This window comes from Klebsiella sp. HMSC09D12 (assembly GCF_001808475.1).
GTDB classification, from domain to species: Bacteria; Pseudomonadota; Gammaproteobacteria; order Enterobacterales; family Enterobacteriaceae; genus Klebsiella; species Klebsiella oxytoca.
Genome location: NZ_KV793486.1, coordinates 1 through 633 on the forward strand (window position 1 = coordinate 1; position 633 = coordinate 633).

2 pseudogenes are annotated in these 633 nt (G+C 48.7%); one reads left to right on the top strand and one right to left on the bottom strand.

The window, feature by feature from the left end:
- Positions 1 to 29: 29 nt before the first annotated feature.
- Positions 30 to 338 (top strand): annotated as a pseudogene (locus HMPREF3178_RS30070) (integrase core domain-containing protein); the annotation flags it as partial.
- A 42-nt stretch (positions 339 to 380) separates the two neighbouring features.
- Here HMPREF3178_RS30070 and HMPREF3178_RS17245 read toward each other — a convergent pair.
- Positions 381 to 633 (bottom strand): annotated as a pseudogene (locus HMPREF3178_RS17245) (hypothetical protein); the annotation flags it as partial.

The window sequence follows — 633 nt, forward strand, 5'->3', positions numbered from 1 at the left end:
GATAACAGCTTGACTCTTAGAAGGGCGTCCAAGGTAGCCACTATACAAGCAGGCAGTTCCGGCAGTTACTGTGGCGTTGCCGGATCAGGCAGAGTATGAGCCGACGTGGAAACTGTTGGGACAACAGCCCGATGGAACGCTTCTTCCGGAGTCTGAAAAACGAGTGGGTGCCAGTGACAGGTTATATAAACTTTAGCGAAGCTGCTCATGCGATCACAGACTATATCGTCGGATATTACAGCTCGCTAAGGCCGCATGACTATAACGGTGGATTACCCCCAAACGAATCGGAAAACCGATACTGGAAAAACTCTAAAGCGGTGGCCAGTTTTAGTTGACCACTACAGTTCATAATGTTCGCGTCGGCCACCAGCTGACCATCAGTCAATACCAGCATCCTGATCTGCATTAAAAAGAGTCATCTCCTCATCTATAAACACCGGATACTCGAACTTCTCTACCGCCTGAATTACTTCCGGATGGTTACGCCAGCATTCTTCAACAAAACCGAGAGATAACTGTTCAGCTTGCCGCCGCAGCTGTCGTGCAGTCTCGTAGTTGTCCCAGCCACTCTCATTGTAAGTATCCCGGCAAAACGAACCATTCACTTTTAGAGATCTTCCGACATACTGA